At 41.5% G+C, this 19,459-nt stretch carries 17 protein-coding genes; 1 reads left to right on the forward strand and 16 read right to left on the reverse strand.

Annotated features, from left to right (window positions below; all coding sequences use genetic code 11):
* Positions 1-18: 18 nt before the first annotated feature.
* From QWU_RS00995 to clpB, 11 genes are all read right to left on the reverse strand, one after another.
* A complete protein-coding gene (locus tag QWU_RS00995; RefSeq protein WP_017195988.1) occupies positions 19-264 on the reverse strand; it encodes a hypothetical protein in 246 nt (81 codons plus the stop codon).
* Positions 248-1,711 carry a hypothetical protein gene (locus QWU_RS01000; RefSeq protein WP_017195989.1) on the reverse strand — a complete coding sequence of 488 codons (1,464 nt, stop codon included), beginning with the start codon at positions 1,709-1,711 and terminating at the stop codon, positions 248-250. The genes QWU_RS00995 and QWU_RS01000 overlap by 17 nt, the downstream gene beginning before the upstream one ends.
* Positions 1,712-1,928: 217 nt before the next feature.
* Positions 1,929-2,618 carry a phage adaptor protein gene (locus QWU_RS01010; protein WP_017195991.1) on the reverse strand — a complete coding sequence of 230 codons (690 nt, stop codon included), beginning with the start codon at positions 2,616-2,618 and terminating at the stop codon, positions 1,929-1,931.
* Positions 2,619-2,947: 329 nt separating this feature from the next.
* A complete protein-coding gene (locus tag QWU_RS01015; protein WP_006589722.1) occupies positions 2,948-4,066 on the reverse strand; it encodes a N4-gp56 family major capsid protein in 1,119 nt (372 codons plus the stop codon).
* 228 nt (positions 4,067-4,294) lie between these two features.
* A complete protein-coding gene (locus QWU_RS01025) occupies positions 4,295-5,092 on the reverse strand; it encodes a hypothetical protein (RefSeq protein ID WP_006589723.1) in 798 nt (265 codons plus the stop codon).
* Between the two features lie 92 nt (positions 5,093-5,184).
* Positions 5,185-5,319 carry a hypothetical protein gene (locus QWU_RS10460; RefSeq protein WP_017195993.1) on the reverse strand — a complete coding sequence of 45 codons (135 nt, stop codon included), beginning with the start codon at positions 5,317-5,319 and terminating at the stop codon, positions 5,185-5,187.
* Positions 5,320-5,448: 129 nt separating this feature from the next.
* Complete coding sequence (locus tag QWU_RS01035) at positions 5,449-7,308, reverse strand: portal protein (protein WP_006589724.1); 1,860 nt, start codon at positions 7,306-7,308, stop codon at positions 5,449-5,451.
* Positions 7,308-8,633, reverse strand: coding sequence for a PBSX family phage terminase large subunit (locus QWU_RS01040; RefSeq protein ID WP_006589725.1), 1,326 nt, complete (start codon positions 8,631-8,633; stop codon positions 7,308-7,310). The genes QWU_RS01035 and QWU_RS01040 overlap by 1 nt, the downstream gene beginning before the upstream one ends.
* Positions 8,634-8,794: 161 nt before the next feature.
* Positions 8,795-8,956 (reverse strand): hypothetical protein, encoded by a 162-nt coding sequence (locus QWU_RS10085; RefSeq protein ID WP_017195995.1) that lies wholly within the window; start codon positions 8,954-8,956, stop codon positions 8,795-8,797.
* Between the two features lie 133 nt (positions 8,957-9,089).
* On the reverse strand, positions 9,090-9,419 hold the full coding sequence (locus tag QWU_RS01055) for a hypothetical protein (RefSeq protein WP_017195996.1): 330 nt from the start codon (positions 9,417-9,419) through the stop codon (positions 9,090-9,092).
* A gap of 944 nt (positions 9,420-10,363) precedes the next feature.
* Complete coding sequence (gene clpB, locus QWU_RS01070) at positions 10,364-12,958, reverse strand: ATP-dependent chaperone ClpB (RefSeq protein WP_006589728.1); 2,595 nt, start codon at positions 12,956-12,958, stop codon at positions 10,364-10,366.
* Between the two features lie 476 nt (positions 12,959-13,434).
* Between clpB and QWU_RS01080 the strand changes: the two genes are divergently transcribed.
* Positions 13,435-14,466, forward strand: coding sequence for a DUF3472 domain-containing protein (locus tag QWU_RS01080; protein ID WP_006589729.1), 1,032 nt, complete (start codon positions 13,435-13,437; stop codon positions 14,464-14,466).
* Positions 14,467-15,790: 1,324 nt separating this feature from the next.
* Here QWU_RS01080 and yacG read toward each other — a convergent pair.
* The 5 genes from yacG to QWU_RS09905 form a co-directional block, all read right to left on the reverse strand.
* A complete protein-coding gene (gene yacG, locus QWU_RS01090; protein WP_240532115.1) occupies positions 15,791-15,973 on the reverse strand; it encodes a DNA gyrase inhibitor YacG in 183 nt (60 codons plus the stop codon).
* A 317-nt stretch (positions 15,974-16,290) separates the two neighbouring features.
* Positions 16,291-16,986, reverse strand: coding sequence for a Maf family nucleotide pyrophosphatase (locus QWU_RS01095; protein ID WP_017196001.1), 696 nt, complete (start codon positions 16,984-16,986; stop codon positions 16,291-16,293).
* Between the two features lie 233 nt (positions 16,987-17,219).
* Positions 17,220-17,438 carry a translation initiation factor IF-1 gene (infA, locus tag QWU_RS01100; protein WP_004857577.1) on the reverse strand — a complete coding sequence of 73 codons (219 nt, stop codon included), beginning with the start codon at positions 17,436-17,438 and terminating at the stop codon, positions 17,220-17,222.
* 669 nt (positions 17,439-18,107) lie between these two features.
* Positions 18,108-18,689: a disulfide bond formation protein B gene (locus tag QWU_RS01105; RefSeq protein WP_006589731.1), complete on the reverse strand. Its 582-nt coding sequence runs from the start codon at positions 18,687-18,689 to the stop codon at positions 18,108-18,110.
* A gap of 11 nt (positions 18,690-18,700) precedes the next feature.
* Positions 18,701-18,853: a DUF5993 family protein gene (locus QWU_RS09905; protein WP_006589732.1), complete on the reverse strand. Its 153-nt coding sequence runs from the start codon at positions 18,851-18,853 to the stop codon at positions 18,701-18,703.
* Between the last annotated feature and the right edge of the window lie 606 nt (positions 18,854-19,459).

The raw sequence follows: 19,459 nt of genomic DNA on the forward strand, positions 1-19,459 counted from the left end.
AAAGACGCTTAACCAGCTCTAAACTTTTCTGCCACATAAAGACCCCACCAGCATGAACCACCCCCCACCACAAAGCCACGCACTAGCGTGTAATCCCCCACCACAAAGCCACGCACTAGCGCGTAATCCCCCACCACAAAGCCACGCACTAGCGCGTAATCCCCCACCACAAAGCCACGCACTAGCGCGTAATTCCCCACCACAAAGCCACGCACTAGCGCGTAATCCCCCACCACAAAGCCACGCACTAGCGCGTGCCGGCACCTTGCAATTCCACATCAAAGCCCGTCACATGAGACCAATTCACCCCTTCTGGAATGCGCAATCTAAAGCGATAAAACCGTGCCCTTGCACGCACATGAATTTGCCCCGTATTATGCGAGGGCAATCTTTCCGGCAACCAAACGGTTTTTTCTACAAGGGATTGCCGAAAGCGCATTCCCACAGACAAATAAGATTCCTCACTATTCACCTGAGGCATAATATTTTTCACCCGTGTTACAACGCCATTTGTCTGTCCCATTTCTTGTGAAGTCACCACACAAGCCATAGAAGAACCAGAAAATGAACCAAGTCTACCCTGCCTATCAAATGCACCGAGAATGGGTGATTCATTTTTCCAAGCTTTACTATCGAGAGAAGGGGACAATTCATCGAGGTTTTGCGTCACTTGATCGAGACCTTCTAAAGTCATTCCAGCCAAAAAAATGGGCAAAATCATTTTGATATCGACAACTGCTTTTGTCCATTTTTGCAATCCCCAATCATAAATGAGCAAAATGCGTTTCTGAAGTGTCTCATCGCTATCAATCATCCAATAAACGCGATTATACACCCCATCAATGGCAGCAGACAAAGTATAGAGATTCTTTTGCCTTGATTTTGCTGTCATCGTTCTGTCGACTTTTTCAAAGCCAATGGGTATGATCTGCCCCTCATTGGTGATCTGATAAAATCCCCCCTCATCAGCAAAGAAGGCAAGATCCCCTCGACAAACGATAGATTCGGCATTTTTTGCCCCGCGTTTATCATGAATTTTTTGAAAACTGAAAATAACTTTAGAGCCAGGGATAAAAGAGCCGGCATAGATTGCAGAACGCATAAAGATGATTGGATTTGTTGTCTCCGTTGCGCCTTGCACAGCCCCACCATCGGGAAAATCTTGATAATCACAGCTTTTTTTCCCCACAGTCCAAAATTCGGCATCGTTCAATCCAGACCAATGAATACGTCGTGGATACTCTGTCAATTTCATTAAACAAACGAAATCTCCCCACACACGAACAATTCCTGCTTGTGGTGGATTTCCGCCTAAATCCCTAAATTTTTTGTCATGATTAATATCGATGATTTGTGGCCTATCATTGGCATTAACAGCGATAATATAATCGCCAAACAAAGCAAATGACCATGGAGCATCAATATTAGCGAGGTAAGATTTTCCCTTTTTGCTAATATCTTTCCATCTTTTTGTTGTATTATCGAGAAGATAAATTTTTTGCCCTGTCCCAACAATAACAGACACGCCACTTTTTGTTTTAACAGCAAGAGCACCTAAAATTTCATCAGGACAAGGCTCTGAAAAAGGTTGGAAACTGGGCATAGGGATATAAGAACCATCGGCCGGTAACACATTGATGAGTTCATCAGTAAAAAGCCCATTGATGTCTGCAACATCAGGCCGATAATCAGCGATTGGGAAAAAAGCCATTGAGCACCCCATGAGAAAGAATATTTTTGAAAAGTCAAATGTGCTATTTCAAAACACCAAAACTTACTTTTAAGCCCAAGAACCATTCAAATGGGAAAAGCTCTTGGGCATAAAATTCAGATGAAAGAAAAAACCAAAGCAAATCGATGCATTCATAAAGAGCATGCCCCCCCACAAAAGCACCAGTCAAAAGTCTCAAAAAACCAAGAAAAATCTTTTAAAACCTCATAGAACGAATATTTGTAGAATTTTTTCGGCGTGATGTTTCAAACCGCAAAGCTTGCAGCTGTTCTTGAAAATCTCTAAAAGAAACAGCAGCATATTCAGAATCTTTGAGGATATTTTTGTAGAGTTCGTATTTTGCACGTGCTTTAATAAGATCGAATGCATAAATCAACCAAGGGTTATCATCCTCCAACACTGTTTTATTGCTAAAACAAATAGGAGCATAGACAAAACACACAGTTTCAACCTGTTTGGGTGTTGGAAAGAGTCCTATTTTTTGCTCAAAAAAAGTATAAAAGAGAGGTGCTCCTTGTGGAGGTGGTGTTCCATATTGTTTTTGCAATGTTTCATAAGGTTTAAAAAACAATTGTGTTGCATCATCTGTTCCTAAAAAAGCAGACTCCAAAACCTTTTCAGATTCAATAAAAATCCCTTCTTCTTGGCCATACCATGTTTTTCCACTTTGTGTTTTGAAAGTCATCTGCCTTTTTTGATTAAAGAACAAAGGCTCCCGTTCACACAAGCGCAAAGCAGTAAAAATAGAATCTTGAATTTGTATAGAATATTCTGCTGTCGTATCGTCAATTTCATCTTGAATAAGAGCGATCATAGAAGCAAAAGTTTTACAATGGTCTGTATATATAGAATTGAGATGATTTGGATCAGTAGGTAAAGTGGTCATGGGCAATGATAATCCTTTTGCGTGTGGAGCACTTTAGATATCTTAGGCCAGCGGCATATTCTTTTGAGAGATAAAAAATCTTTCAAACGGATCTTAAGCGAGCATTCTAGAATGCTTAGATCAGGCATATAGAGAAATTTTGCCCCCTTAGCTCTAAAAATTTTTCTTCCCCACAGATATTTGTTGAGAAAAAACGAGAGCAGCTCTTAGAAACAGGCATCTATAGGCACACAATCCTATAAAATCCTGCACAACTATGATCAGTAAAGCCAATGTTTGGAACTTCTTCTCAACAAAAAACTCTGTTGAGAAGAAGCAGGTGAAGCACTTTAAGCAGGTGCTCCATAAGTGGGGATCACGATAGTGGCGAAATCTTGTGCACCTTGTGAACTTCCAGGTAAGGTGAAGCAAGTTTTTTTCATACCGATAATGGTTTTTGCTGCAACACCAAATTCGCGTTCATAGTCAAACAACTCTTCCACCAATTTATAGCGTGTAGCACCACGATCTTTTCCAAAAGCGATAACAGCACTTTGTGCCCCCAGCAACACCGCCCGGCGTACATTGGGCACAGCTTTATTTGTTGCACCAGACTCAACGCCCTCAGTAACATGTTCCGCCTCACGCAAGACAACACCATTATACATGCCAAGCGATCCATCATAAAGTGGGTTTTTAACACGGCTTCCACTATAGATTGCCTTAGTAATGTCGAGCCATTGTCCGGCATCTGTATTGGTTCGCAATTGTGTGACCTGCGTTGGATGCAAATAAAGCACATAGACATTTTCGCCATCAATGCGCACAGGTCTAATTTTTGGATTTGCCAGCTTCGCCCGTTCTACGGCTTTATCGACCAGATCAAGATCAAAAGTATCCTTCTCTTTCAAGTCTTCATCTTTTGTTTTCCCATTAGGGCGCACAACGCGTTTATCGGTTGGTGCAGTTGGTGCATTAAAGCCATAATGGACAGGTTTAAGAGCAATAGTGCGTCCTTCAAAGTTAATGGCTTTTGCGGTATATCCACACACTTGAATAAAGAACATCAAACTCAAGCGATCGGCATACCAATCAACCAAGCCATTTTTGGCTTCAGTACGCAAATCGTGCAAGATGCGTTGTTGATCGATAGTGCCCTCATTTTTGACACGCACGGCATGAACAAGTTCATTAATTACCAAGCGATCACTAAGAAATTGTAGGGCTTCTTCATTGCCTTCAACTGCCTGCCCTTCACTCACCCCATCGCCGAGCAACTGTACGCGCAAATTAAAGCTGATAGCATCACCACTTGCTTTTGTGGTTTCATCTTTTAATTGTACAATACTGTTGGAATCTTTCCCGATCAACGGTGCAATAGGAATTGCTTTTGAAATTTCCTGGTTTAAGAGCTTAGACCATGTGCGCACTGCCATAGGGTCATTAATTCCGATATAAGTTACGGTCATTTTATCCTCTAAAAGTTTGTTGACATAAAAAAACCGGCAAAGCGCCGGTTGTTAATATTCCACATTTCTTATTTTCAGATAGTGGATTGGTTATCGTATGTTTTGTATGATTTTATTGATTGTCCTCCCCCTTTGAGAAACGTCACATTCTCACTTTGAGAATTCTCCAAAGCATCCGCACCAACACGCCAAAGCATGCGCCTTAAAAATTTTCCACCAGTTAAGCTTTTAAGATTCTTCCCCGCCCATTAAACGATTAAAAGCAGCTTTATTTTTGGGATCAGCAACCCAACGACTAAATTCTGCTTCCGACATTTTATCAAGCATATCCATAGAAATGGGTCCATTGGAAGTCACACCATTATAGGCTGCAAGGGTGCGTGCAGAATTTTGTCTTTCCTGCAAATTTTCACCAACATTCTTTGAGCTATTGGTATAGCCAATTTTTTGCGCAATAGCATAAAGCACTTCGGCGGGATTTTGATTTTTTTTCGCACAATCACGCAAAATTTGCTTTAATTCATTACCAATCAACGCATCCACGACGTTTGGATCTGCCATTTCTGGATAGAGCGAAGAGAAAGCTGCCAACTGCTTAGCCCGCGTATCATAAATAAAATCGGCCGCTTGATCAAAATCATCATGCCTTTGTTTAACGTTCATAACAGACTGTTGATAGAAGGCGCTCAACTGTTCTGCTTCAGGGTTCATAGCAAGTGTTTGTTCACCGAGCAATGCCTCCTGTTTATGGAGTGTTTTTCCCAACCATTGTATATAACCCATAAAATCTTTTTGCGGATCTGGGGGTGCATCGCCTTGTGCACCTCCTTGCACATTTTGTTGCTGTGCGCTTTCTTGAACTAAACGCTGCTGTTGATGAAGATTTTGCTGGCCTTGGAACTTTTCTTCCACAGACTTTACTTGTTCCCCTGCATCAATTTCTTGGTCTTCTCCTTGTAGAGTCTCTGAAAGAACACCCTGTTTCAATTGGTTTTGCTCTGCTGGTGTTAAATATTCTTGATCCATACTCTTAAGCCTTCTCTTGTCTAAACAATAAGATGATATTTTTTCAAACACTGTGTTTTTTCGCCACACATTTTCTTAATATTCTCCATCCCCTACCCCATCCCAACATTACCAATAGAGTGCTCCTCTCTTCTCACCATAATGTCAGATTCTCCTCTCACCTTGCCGCTAAACTCTCCGGCGCCACCAAGTTGCCCTCCACCAATCCCCTCATGCAATGGGGGCACTTTGCCTCTTCAAACCTTGCATTTGCACTTTGCGTACAATTTTGTACACTTATGCTCTACAGGCGATTTTATGGATAAAAGATGCGAGCAAAAGAAGAATGCGAAAAGACCACGGATCTTAAGAGCAAGCTAACCTTGTGCTTTCACCTGTTGCAAAATGCTCTGCATCAACTGCTCCACATTAGCGTTAAACTCTCCACCGCCCTCATGCGGTGGAGCACTTTGCCCCTCCAAGCTCTGCGCTTGCACATTGTGTGCAACTTCGTGAACTTGTGTTCTACAAGCAATTTTATGAATAAGAGAGGCAGGCAAAGGAGAATAGTGTAAAAGATCGAGCATAATCTCTGGTGTTATGAGACTTTGCATCAAAGGCAACAATTGCATAATAATGGCAAATGTCCGCTCTTTTTCATTAAGACTTGTTGGTGCATCATCCACAACGATATCATATTCCAAGCTGGTAATCATTTCGCGTGTGAGTGGCACATATTGGGCATTTTCGTCTCCAGCGATACGCACCAAGCGCCCATCGGAGAGATAATTTTGAATAAGATAGAGAATAATTTTTCCCTGCCGTTGCCGATATCGACGCAACCCATCAAAGAAAGATGCCAACAGATTAAGGGATGATTGGCGGCGTTGTTCTTCAAGAATTCCTGGTTGGTTAACAGCCCTTGTCCCAATAAACTCAGAAGACAAGCCTGTCACTTGTTCAAGTGCGCTTTTTGCTTCATTAAACAATTGGAAAAAGCCTTGGGGGAATTGTGCAACGGGTTTAGGTTGTATTCTTCCTCCAGCAACGGCGCCACTTTTCAGCCAAGTAATACTATCGGCTCTAGCCCAACTCTCAACAGCTTGCCGATCATCATCAAAAGCGTCGCGTTCTGCCATAATACCGCCTTTAGACTGACTATTGAGCAAATACATCACTTGACTAAAATATTTATTTGCCCAGCGTTGGGGATCTTTTGTTGCTTTAACAATACCATAAAATTGCCGGCTCAATTTATCAAAAGTACCGGTAATACACTCCCAACCCAATTGACCAGCCGGCACCAAAGGCTTATCGGGTGCATCGAGCAATTTTTTGCCCAAAAAAGCCCGTTTGACAATTTTTCTCGTTAACCTTGTCGCTTGGATATGAGGAAACTCTTTGTTTAATTTTTGGAAATCCTGTTCCGAATAATCGACAAATTTTCCGCTTAAAGGGTCAAGAACTTTATAAACGACCTCGCGTTCAAACCAGCGACATTCAGCCAATGTCACCATTTTAGGGCGTTGAGCACTGCTTTCCTCTTCCACCTCTGTATAATAGCTTTGCCGCTCCCCCACATTGGTTTGCTGCCATAATGTTTGATGTTTTACCCAACCGGCATCCAGATCACTCCAATGAACATGGGGAAACATCTCTGCTGCCACCTCTAAGGGCTTTTCATCAATATACCATAGGCGTTGTGCATCAATCAGATTGGATTTCACAGCACTTGCATCCCAGACCATTTTCATAGGATCAAGTCGTGCAATCACTGGTTTTCCTTGTGGATCTTCTTCATAATCAAGTCTGGTATCTGTCCAACCCATTCCGCAAATAATTGCATCTTGAAAAGCATCAGAATCCTCGTACTCTCCATCAGCCTCATCACGAAACCATTCAGCTGCACCAGTGAGGATTTGGTTAGCAAAAGCCGCTCCCTCTTGGCGTGGAATAAATTGCACTTGTCGTTTATTATTGCGCTCGGTACCAATCACGGCATTAATCAAAGGAGCAATACGGTTAAAAGTCATAACCGGTCTATTTTGTTCGTGCAACACGGCAAGATCTTGCGCATTCCATTGCCGCCCATTATAAAAATCGTAATCTTCTTGAGCATTTTTTCGCCATTGTTCAACATGACCAATATCATCATGATACCAGCCAACGAGTTTTTTAAAGAGCGCTTGATATTCAAGTGTCTCTAAAGGATCAAAAGAGTCTGTAGAAATATTCATTAAAAAGCCATCCATGAAGTTTGAGAATGGTAAGAAGAGCGATAAGCACTTTTTTTCGCTCGCATATGCGGCTGTTCATAAGCCACACACATTAATCCAAAGGCATCAGCACCATGGCTTGCCCAATCATGTTCAGCGCCCAGTCCAATATTGCGCTGTTCATCACGCTTTTCGTGATACCAAGCAAGTGCTTTTCGCCCCGCATTTGTTGTTTCACGATTAAACCAAATAGCCGGAAACAATCGCCTCACAGCTTCAATACGCATTTTCACCGCACCCGCTCCTTGATTAGGAATAACCTTAGTTTGAAAACCAGCTTGTTGGAGAGCACTTTCAAAACTGACATTATAGACGCGATCTTTGCTAGCCCCATCATGGGGCAAGACCATCAATGCTTTATCATATCCTCTTTGAAAGACCCATCCCACATGCTCAGAGAGAGGCTGTCCTTGTGCTTCATAATAATCAAGCACACGAATTTCCCGTCCCACAAATTGTGCCACCCACAAAGCGGTAGCATCAGCCTTTGCCCCCGTTCCACCGATATCCCAAAAGATTCTCACCTGCATTAGCGGATCACGGGGCACAGTAGTAATACGCCCCTCGCGTGAAGCCTCAAGCAGAGCTTTTTGGTAATAAGCACCCTCAATATTTTGCAGATATTCGCCCTCCCAAATATGGTTATATTGTTCAGGTCTTTGTTCTAAATCTGCCTTACGATCTCGATTGAGTTTTTCGGGAAATTGAGGATTATCACGCCAATTAATTTCAACACCTTTGATATTGGGGTTTTTGACATTTCTAAAACGTTTTTCCACGGGTGCATTTTCACGACAAGGGTTCCATGTCACCCATAATTCGGCATTCCAATCGTCTCCTTCTTCGCGCAAAGTTGGGATAAGCGTTTGCCAAGCGGTTTCCGTCACAGGCTCTGCTTCATCCACCCAGCAAAGAAAAACCCGCCCCATGGATTTAATACTTGCGATATTGCGATCAAGCCCAGCAAACACATAAACAATACGCCCATCTTTTGACTTAATATATTTATCGCCGATTTCATAATAATCTTGTAGAAAGGGATAGGCTTCAAGTGCCCGCTTAATTTCTTCCAAGGAACTTTCATTGAGAGAATTCTGGAATTGCCGTGCACAAAGAATAATGCCCCGCTCTCCAGCCTTGCCATGTCGATATCCCATCACCGCAGACATCAAAGCAAAGGAACGTGTTTTTCCAGAGCCCCGGCCCCCCCAAGCAGCACGCACATCGGCTTTTCCAGTAAACACAGGAATAAGTTTTGGAATAAGAGCAATTTGCGCAGTTGTCATGAATCCTCAAGCACAACAATTTTCAAAAAAGCACTTTTCCAAAACCACATTCTTGGACCGCGACACTCTTCAAGCACCATATCCAACACCCCACACATCAGAAAACTTAACCTCTTCCCTGCCCCCCACACACACTATCCTTTGCCACCACCGGCACAATCTTAGGCATGCGAAATAGTTTTAACATCACCCCCCGCATCCCCCATAACCTGTAGAGGCAATAGTTTAGCCAACAGTGAAAAAAGCCTTAGAATGGCAGATAAATCGGCGCACACAACACACATATCAGCAATTCCAGTTGTGCGATTTCCAAAAGTCTTCAACCCTCCTCATGGGTCCACGTCTCATCCACCCGTGATTTTCATGGCATCCAAAACATATCCCCCAACATCACTAAAAAAAGCACAAACCCCCATCGGCAAAGAACAGGCCTCTCCAAAATACCAACCTCACCCCTCAAACATCGGGGGAGTTAGCCTCCTGCCCCCCACACACACTATCCTTTGCCACCACCGGCACAATCTCGACCCGCGAAATAGTTTTAACATCACCCCCCGCATCCCCCATAACCTGTAGAGGCAATACTTTAGCCAACAGCGAAAAAAAAGGCACAGGATTATTCAATGCATGATATTGCAAATAAGATACCAGCCCATCCTTACCATAATGATATCCAGCTTGTTCAGCAGCTGTAAGCAGAGCTTCATTAAAACGCCTTGTTGTTTTATTTACAGTCCCTTTAGGACGCCCTCTTCGGCGTAAAGGAAGACAAGATTCATCCGCCATCATCCTATTCCTTCAAAAAAAGAGAAGAACACCCATGACATAAAAACAGCATAAAAAACCACCCACAAAATTTCAAAAACAGAAAAGAGCCTTTTAATGCAAGATCAAGACCAATTGGATCATTCAAACCATTTTTGCATAACCGGATATAAAGGATAAAGGGCACATTTTAGCGCATTCTTTGCTGGATAATGGAGTGTAAATTTTTGCCTTTTTACCATGAAACTCTCCCTTTCACCCCCATGCTCCTTCTCTCACCTTCAAAGAAACAGCTAAACTCTCCCCATGATCTGCCCCCATGCCATCCAACAAAGCAAGCATTAACAAGTCAAAGGGTCATAACAACACATCTTCAAGAAGAGCAAAATACCTCAAGATCAAAGAGCCAGAAAAAACGCATCTCCCCCACTCTCTCATCACCCAGTAAAGCACCGCCTATAATGTACAAATCAGACAAAGATGACTTAAATCATCCTTACCAGCATAATCTTGCCAGCATAATCTTGAACCCATGCAACAGTTTCACACCGCCCGCCTCGTCCTATAACTGGCAAAGGCAAGAGCTTTACCAGAAGAGAAAAAAGCACAAGACTATTGAATATGATATTGATTCACCCGATAAGCACATGAGATCGGGTCCTTAAGAGAGATCGCGCTCAAGAAAGAGAAACGGATAATGCCCCCTCCTACCCTTTTAAAGGCCAGCATTTTCTCTCATTGCCTCAAGATATTGGTATGAGCAAACTTAACTCTAGAAAAAACTTTCATAGGAAACTGCAATTTACGAAGCTTACGTGACATGCTTTAACCAGCACCCCTACCAACATCAGTCTCTCGGCAGTTTCTCGGCTTGGTAAAAACGCACAATTCCGATTGTGTCATTATGATACCTATTTAGATTTACCTTGTCAAGTTTTTATATTTCTCCCCCTATATTTTACTTATTATTGCTTATTTTTTTCTTTTTCAGGTAAAAAGACCAGCTGATCTCCTTCTTTTGCAATTGTCACCGTCGTCTCATCATAAATTTTCCCAAACAGGATATTTTCCGCCATTGGATCTTGAATTTCTTTTTGGATAATGCGTTTGAGAGGACGTGCCCCATAGAGGGGATCATAGCCTTTATCGGCAAGGAATTGTCGAACTTCTGGTTTGATATGCAAAGTTATTTTTCGTTCATTGAGCAAATTCTGTAAATGTTGGATCTGAATATCAACAATAGCTTCCATATCTTTGCGTTGCAACCGTTGAAAGAGGATAATCTCATCAACACGGTTCAGAAATTCGGGACGAAAAGCTGCTTTAACAACATTCATGACATCACCTTTTGCCTGATCAGTTGTTTGTCCCTCAGGCAAAGCGGTTAAAAATTCAGCACCAAGATTGGAGGTCATAATCAGCAAGGTATTACGAAAATCAACGGTACGTCCTTGGCTATCAGTCAAGCGTCCTTCATCAAGCACTTGCAACAAGAGATTAAAAATATCAGGATGAGCTTTTTCGATTTCGTCAAACAGAATAACCTGATAGGGTCTTCTGCGCACGGCTTCGGTCAGCACTCCTCCCTCTTCATATCCCACATATCCAGGCGGCGCGCCAATCAGGCGTGCACCAGCGTGCTTTTCCATATATTCCGACATATCGATGCGCAACATCGCATTAGGGTCTTGAAAAAGAAAAGCGGCAAGAGCTTTTGTTAATTCGGTTTTCCCCACACCAGTAGGCCCCAAAAACATGAAAGACCCAATAGGGCGATTAGGATCTTGCAACCCGGCACGCGCACGGCGCACAGCACGCGAAACAGCCTGCACAGCTTCACCCTGCCCCACCACACGTTTACCAATTTCATCTTCCATACGCAAAAGTGCTTCTCGCTCTGCCTCAAGCATACGATCAACAGGAATTCCAGTCCAGCGAGAAACGATACGCGCCACATGTTCAGCGGTGACGGTTTCTTCAACGAGATGATTTTTCTGATCATCATTTTCAGCGATACTCAATTGTTTTTCGAGCCCAGGAATAACACTATAAGCGAGCTCTCCAGCGCGTTGAAACTGTCCATCACGTTGTGCAATAGCCAAAGCATTGCGTGCTTCTTCGAGTTGTTTTTTCAAATCGGCGGCATGCCCTAATTTTTGTTTCTCCGCCTGCCAAGCGGTTGTCATCTCTCTCGACTGCTGTTCCAATATATTCAGTTCATCCTGCACGGTTTTTAGCCGTTCTTTTGCCGTTGGCTCCACATCTGTTTTCAAAGCTTCACGTTCAATTTTCAGCTGCAAGATACGCCGATCAAGTGCATCAAGTTCTTCAGGTTTGGAATCGACCTGCATACGCAACCGTGCCGCCGCCTCATCTACCAAATCAATAGCTTTATCGGGCAAGAAGCGATCTGTAATATAGCGGTTAGAAAGCCTTGCCGCAGCGATCAAGGCACTATCTGCCAAGCGTACCTTGTGATGTTGCTCGTATTTTTCTTTAATACCGCGCAAAATAGAGATAGTATCCTCAAGATTTGGCTCAGGCACAAAGACAGGTTGGAAGCGTCGCGCAAGAGCGGCATCTTTTTCAACATATTTGCGATATTCATCCAAAGTTGTCGCGCCCACACAATGAAGCTCCCCGCGTGCGAGGGCAGGTTTGAGCAAATTAGAAGCATCCATAGGACCATCAGATTTCCCCGCCCCTACCAAATTGTGCAATTCATCAATAAACAAAATGATCTGGCCATTTTCGGCTTGCACCTCAGCCAACACAGCCTTGAGACGTTCTTCGAATTCACCGCGATATTTTGCACCAGCGATAAGTGCTCCCATATCGAGAGCATAGAGTTGTTTATCGCGCAAAGTTTCGGGCACATCGCCATTAACAATACGCAGTGCCAATCCTTCAACAATGGCTGTTTTCCCCACACCAGGTTCACCGATCAAAACAGGATTATTTTTAGTCCGCCGTGAGAGCACTTGAATAGTGCGGCGAATTTCTTCTTCACGTCCAATAACAGGATCAAGTTTTCCCTCGCGCGCATCTTTTGTCAAATCACGGGCATATTTTTGCAAAGCATCATATTGGCTCTCAGCATGGGGGCTTGTCGCTGTCTTTCCTTTACGCAGCGCATCAACAGCTTGATTAAGCGCTTGCGGTGTCAAACCACCCTTTGTTAAAATATCGGCTGTTTTTGCAGATTTCTCCATAACCAGCGCTTGCAGCACACGCTCCACGGTTACAAACTGATCACCGGCTTTTTTTGCCAGATCTTCAGCCAGCGTGAAGACTTTTGCCAAAGGCTGTGCGAGATAGAGTTGCCCATTACCCCCTTGCACTTTTGGCAAAGCCTCGAGTGCTTGCTTCAGTTCTTTTTGGATCACAGACAGATCACCACCGGCTTTTTGGATAAGAGAGGCTGCCAATCCTTGAGAATCGTCTAACAACACTTTGAGAAGGTGCTCGGGCATAAACTGCTGATGATCAGAAGAGAGAGCATTATTTTGTGCTGATTGTAAAAAACCTTGCAACCGTTCGCTATATTTTTCCAGATTCATTTTTTTTCCTTAATTTCAAGCCACCGCAGCACTTTAAACTCCCCCAGTATTCCATAATAGAGGCCATAAATAGAGGCACCTGAAAGAATTATCCAGCCGCAACAAACACCGCAAATGACGCCGCATAAAGAAGAACCATAGTGCTAAAAAGAATATGGGTTTTTACAAGACTTATAACAAGAGGGGGGGGAGGAAGCACGATATTATTTTTCAACAAAGCCGCAACTTTCCTTATGCCCCTCATCATCAGCCCTCATTCTAAATTCTCATACCCAAACACCACCATTAAACTTTAAATTTGAACAACACAAAAGAGCATACAACCACAATTTTTACTTTTAAAAAAGCAGTCTTCACAACAAAAAGTTTATAGTAAAATTAAAAGTATTCTCTATCTTTCACTTAACAAAACAGTAAGCTTATGCTTTAATAATTATATAGTTACACTGTTTTTCTTGAAAGAAAGGAGGGTAAATATGTACTACAACATAAAAAAGATACTCTTAATTTTTTTATTTCTTCTCATAAGCAAACCAAGCTATGCCGTTTTTGCCGGCAAAGTTGTCGTAATGGAGCACACATGGCCTGAAAATGCATTATTTGATACATTTTCTTTCACCCAGCAAATAACTTATGATGGCGGAGCTAATTCTATCTATTTTTGGGGAAACCACTTTCAATTCCAAAATGGAAAAGGTGGACAGATTGGTTTGTTCAACAGAGGTCACCATACCATTCACTTTTCCATCAGAAATGCAATCGGATGGAAGAATGGTAAATGTAAGCATTTTACCCAAGAGGGTTCAGGAGTACGCTGTGAAATTGAGTTTCCATGGAAAATTGGAATCCCATATAAATTAGATGTTTTCAAAAATGGCGATCTGGTTACAGGAACAATAACCGATCTTATATCGGATAAAAAGACAACTGTTGGTACCATAGAAGTTCCAACTACATATGGCAAACTTCAGAAATCTTATGGTTTTGTTGAAGATCATTCTCGTTGGAAAAGGCATCTTTCCTCCTGTTATGTATTAAGTCCGCAAAGTTCAACCTTTTTTAGTCCTAGAGCCATCAAACAAAACATTGAATACGAAGCGAATATGAACGCCTCTACCCAAGGAAAATGTACAGATTCTTATATCATCCAGAAAGCATGTACACTCAGTTTTTGCATGAATAGTATAAGCGACCTTGGAGGTTTTGCCTCACCTTCTGCTGGACCAGAGATCCCCATTTCCAATGGGAAAGATCTGACAGCACAAGAAATTTCTAAGGTGTTACAAAAAAAAGAGCTTGTTGTTATTCGTTTAAAAAACCGTTCTTGGACACCCAATATCTTTTTGCCATCTCCTGATTTATTTCAGTGGAAATCAATCTTTATAGATTATAAAGCACCTGGCAATTCTACACTTCACACCGATCACGGCGCACAAAAGATAACCACAGGAAAAAAGATCATGTATATGTCTAATGGAAAAACTTGGAAGATTATGAAAACAAATTAACCTTTTTCTCTTCTTGAAAAAGACAAATCCCTCACTTCCATTTAAAAATAAAAGAGGTGAGGAAGTTTTTTTACTTCCCCACCAGTGTTTTCTCCATCTTCCAGTTACTTTTTCAGCTCTACTTTCCCTTCCTTTGTATTTCACTCCACCCCTCCATTCCACGCACCCTTTTTCTCACCCGTCAACACACTAAAGACTTAACAGCACTCTTTATCCCAACTCCCTCCTCATTTATAAACACTGCTCCACCCCCCCCTTTTCTTCCAACCCAGCAAAAAAGCCTGGCAGAACATAAAGACACACATAACCCCTCCACCCCTTATCTAACAGAGACATTTTTACGCTTTTACATATTTACAGAAAGTTACAAACGAAAGATTCACCACCCCATCACTTTGATAAACACTGCTCCACCCCCCTTTTCTTCCAACCAATTCCCCTCCACGAACATCAGATCATCCCCCCAAACAAGACTTTTTCACGGAAAACAGCATAAAAATATTTTAATTTTTCTTTCCAATCTCCTGAAATTACTCTATTGATCGATCTGTTTTTTTGATCGTCTCCCCAGCAATCAACAAGAAACTCAAAGCCCTAAATCCGCACCTACAATTGCGCCCACTCTTGCGGATATCCCGGGATTCCTGGAGCTTTTGCTATGTCCAAATGCTTTTCAGCACGAAAAGCAAAAGGCTAAATGCTTTTCAGCACGAAAAGCAAAAAGTTGACTGAACTCAGTCCTTTCAAACTCCGCGAAGACCAATGCGAGGGCGCTCGCAACCGATAGGGAAGCTTAAAGTGAAAACAAAAAATCCACATTTGAATGACATTTCCATAGGCAAAAGAATTCACCACAAAAGAATCTCAATAGGGCTTTTTCAAAAAGAATAATGAGGACGCCATTTAGGAATAAGCTTTCAACAAATTCAAAAAGACAAAAAAGACTGAAAATTCCCCTTACCTTTTTATGCCGACTTTTATGCCAATATTTCTACAAAACAACAGCCTTCCTCCGCTCATAATAAAATTGCCTCCTGAAGAGCAGAATATTTTCTGCCAAAAGATTTAGAATTCTAAACTCTGTAAAACGCAAAGCAATTTTACAATTACTCTCTAAACCCAATGAAAGCTTGTAACATCATGCGCACCAAACAAGGGGCTTTGTTAATCAATATTTGGGCTTATTTTAAGGGCTTCCTCTTTGATATAAGGCTGCTTTATCGCATAAAAACACGAGACTTCTCCAAAAGTAGGTCCTCTGCCATACTTCCCCTGCAGAGCATTCGCCTCTTGCCACAAGCGACATTTTATACCATGAAACGGCTTATTCTTCTTCATCGCTCACTTGCGGTGGTGGTGGCAAAACATAAGCACCAGACAACCACCGATTTAAATCGATAGTACGACAGCGTATTGAACAGAAAGGATAGGTGTTTTGTTGCGCCATCTGCCCACAAATTGGGCAAGGATGCGGAGGGCGCGTAGGAGATCTTTCTGTTTTTGTCAATTTTGTTTCTCTCAATATTTTTTACATCTCTATTATTTATTGGCAGTTCTTTTTAATTTTTTTGCTGTTTGCACCTTTTCATAGTGCCTCTCATCTTCTCCCCATATCTCACAGAACAAAAATTTCTCCCAATATAACATTGTACACAACCCAGCTTCTCTTGGATAAGCTGCTGCTGCTTAACCGTAAGATCTACAGGCAAAGGCTTCGCTCAATATTGAGCAAATTATCTAAAAATATTTTGTGTGTAAAGTTTTACATAGCTTCTATCACTACCATAAACGGCAGGATTTTACGGCATAACAGATAAAATTTTTCTAACATATTTCTCCACGCCAATAAGCGAGCACAGGATAATGATAAGCTGTGAGAAGATCCATAGTTTCAGCCAATGGCAATCCTACCACATTGGAATAAGAGCCAGCGATATGAACCACAAAAGCACTTGCTTTCCCCTGAATAGCGTAGCCACCAGCTTTTCCCTGCCATTCTCCAGAAGCAAGATAGGCATCCATCAATAGAGCTGTGAGGCGGCGAAAACGAACACGACTTTCGACCAATTTTACCGTTATTTTCCTCGCGTCATTGAGTGCGCAAACAGCAGTATAAACCTTGTGAGAACGTCCCGAAAGGAAGCGCAAACATTCATAAGCCTCATCTTCGTTCTCTGGTTTAGGAAGAATGGTACGCCCCACCGCCACCACGGTATCAGCAGCCAAGATGACCATTTTTTGTGCCATATTCTGTTGTTCATTTTGATTACGCCACAGCAAAATCTCTTGTGCCTTAAGGGCTTTTTCTTTAGCCAACCGTTTTGCAAGAGAGGCAGGGTGTTCTCTTGATTTTGGTGTTTCATCAATATCGGTTGCACAAACCTCATGGGGTTCAAGACCAATCTGCGCTAAGAGCATAAAACGGCGAGATGAAGCGGAAGCGAGTACAAATTGGAGATCTTGAACACTCTTTTCTTTCACAGATTTTTTTCCTAAGAAGGTTCTCTTCAGATTTGTCATTTTGGCCCCTTAGAATAATAAGCCCCCAGTTAATTTACTCCCCCAACCAATTTATTTTGACGCCTTAAGAAGCACCACCAATAGTTCTGATCTATTGACTTTACACATTGTGCCGCATTTTGAAGACGCTTCAATTTCTTTCTTGTTTTAAATTTTAAGAAGTTTAAATTTTAAGAAGAAAGACAAGCCATTTTAGCAACAAGAGCAACGCTTTAGAAAAAAACAACCATAACTTACTTATAGCGATAGGTAATACGCCCTTTTGTCAAATCATAGGGTGTCATCTCCACCATGATTTTATCACCAGCCAACACGCGGATACGGTTTTTGCGCATTCTTCCAGCAGTATGGGCGATAATTTCATGATCATTTTCCAATTTCACACGAAACATCGCATTTGGTAAGAGTTCAGTTACGATACCAGAAAATTCCAAAACTTCTTCTTTTGACATAAAAAACAATATCCTTATGCGTATAATTTTTTTAGCTATATATCTTATTTAGCATTCATATCCTATTTTGTTAGTTTTGTGAACAAAAATTCAACAAAAAGCAAAGCTTTTTCTTTTCGCATTTATTCCCTAACGCTCTTAAAAATCTTTAAACTCTAGGGCCTTAGCCCTTCTAAAGACGGCAGTTTTATGAACATATTTTCTGCCCCACCCCCCATATGCCCCACAGCCCCTAAGCAATAGCAAAAGCACGCAAAGAAAAAAGCACGCAGGCCCTTACAAAAGATTATCACACAGTAATTTTTCCGAATTTCAATTCCTAATACTCTAGAAAACATTTAAAAACAGCTCTACCGCATCGATAAACATTAAATTACGAGTTTTGCTCACACAAAATCAAAAGAGCAATAAGAGGAAAAGAAGTCCCACAAAGGCACCATAAATTTTTAGCCTAGCAAAACCCAGCCACTTCATAACATTTTTAGCCCCCCAAAATCATACATTAAATATGAGAAACTAAGACGAATTGATTTTACGCAAATTGCTCGAGCAATTTTTTATGATCTTCAAGTTTTGACAAGAAATGACAAGAAAGAAGCGACAACATTAATATTGCCGCCTCTTTGATCTCACCTAAGATATTATTGAAAAAATTTATTAAAAAACATTTTAAGATGAGGCAGGAAACCAATTTGACAACAACTCATATTCTACTGGATCATCAGCACATTGCCCACCTCCGCATTCGAGAACAGTAGAAATCAAATTTGCTGCGATCAAAAAGACAAATAAGAAACTTGCCATTTTACTCAAAACTGGAAAAGGAGAAAACATTTTAAATTTGTGAGCCAATTCGCTCAAAATCATAACAATGGAAACGGCAAGAATACAAAGCACCGAGATGATAAAAGCCCAAGTATAAAAATGCAGTCCAAAGAATGTTGAACCATATCCAAGATCATCTGGAGTGATATGCAAAAACACTTGCCTTGCAGCGATAATACTGGTTACCATACAACCAAGAATAACCATACCATAATGGGTATTTTTCACTTTATAGTGAATATTGAGTAAAAACCCACACCCAGCCAACATCAAACCAACACGTTGAAGCAGACAAAGGGGACAAGGTAGCTCAAACTTCACCAACTGATAATAAAAAGCCACGACCAAGACAATGGATAATCCAATAAGTCCTAGGGTATTCATAAATATAACGAAATGAGGGTTTTTATGTTCAACGGATTCCATGGGGATTTCTCTCAAAAAGATAAGTTTAAAGTAGAAGTTGCGTGGTGATTAAAAGTAAGAAGAATGACAACCAATAAAACTGTCCACAAGGCATAACTGATATTTTTTTTACCATAGACAGTCGTTATTGCGGCACCTAAAGCAATTAAAAATGGGAAAAACATAGCACAAAGTCTCCTTTCTTATTTTGGTATGTAACATATGACAAAATTGGGCAAAAAAGAGACCATTATTTTGTTATTCACAATTGCCCCTGTATTTTTATTTTAAAGCGAGAAAACAACAGAAGATATAGAGCAGCAAAAGCGAAAATCAACAAACCTTGCTCACAGCACGCAGCCATCCTCTATACTGCAAGACGTATTTTGTTTTAAAAGAGGAAAATTTTTATTTAAACGGCCCAAAAAAAGGATTTTCTTTTTTAATTCAAGAAGATTTTTATCGCTCTTTTCTCATAATGAGACACTCGTGTTTTTGTCTTATTTCTGACACCAAAGCTTCTTCTTTTCTCCTAAGAATGATTCAAATCGCTACATTTTTGTCTATGGCATAAATTTTTTGCCTTTTTAAGCAAAGCAAAAGCGGCACAAAACAGCAAAAATACCTCCACCTCACAAGCTCTTCTCCACCCACCCAGATCCACCCACCCAGGCTCTTTATCATATATCTCATATCCCCAGCCAAAACGCACAAATATCCCACCACACGCCCCCTCACACACACGCCCCCTCACGCACACGCCCCCTCACGCACACGCCCCCTCACGCACA

Source organism: Bartonella birtlesii IBS 325, assembly GCF_000273375.1.
GTDB lineage: Bacteria > Pseudomonadota > Alphaproteobacteria > Rhizobiales > Rhizobiaceae > Bartonella > Bartonella birtlesii.